At 61.0% G+C, this 449-nt stretch carries 1 protein-coding gene; it reads right to left on the reverse strand.

The window, feature by feature from the left end; all coding sequences use genetic code 11:
* The coding region (locus DIE23_RS39215; RefSeq protein ID WP_148093513.1) for a transposase at positions 1 to 345 on the reverse strand (345 nt) is incomplete at its 3' end.
* Positions 346 to 449: the final 104 nt, after the last annotated feature.

The following is a 449-nucleotide window of genomic DNA, read 5'->3' on the forward strand; positions in this document are numbered from 1 at the left end:
CGCCAGCATCGCGCGAACCGAAGAGCTGTCGACAATGGCGCGTGCCATGTCGAGTTGGCCACGACGGCGTAACTCTGCCAGCAGTGTCTCGTGGATGCGTTGCCAGACGCCCGCCTCCTGCCATGCAACCAGCCGCCGCCAGCACGCGGTGCCTGAGCCGCAGCCCATTTCTTGCGGCAGCAGATTCCAGGCGATGCCCGAGCTCAGCACGAATACGATGCCGGTCAGCACCGCTCGGTCCGGCGTCGGCTTGCGTCCCGCGTATCGGCGGTTGCGCGACGCCCGCTTCGGTAGCAAAGGTTCGATGAGTGACCACAGCTCGTCGTCTATCAGTTCTTGGGGCATCGCTTCCTGTCGGGCAAAACAAGACAGAAAGTTGATATGACTCCGCCTGTCAATAGGGATTGGTTTTGGGTTTGTTGAGGCGCATGTTGACGGAATTTCCTGAG

This window comes from Burkholderia sp. Bp9143, from assembly GCF_003853645.1.
GTDB lineage: Bacteria > Pseudomonadota > Gammaproteobacteria > Burkholderiales > Burkholderiaceae > Burkholderia.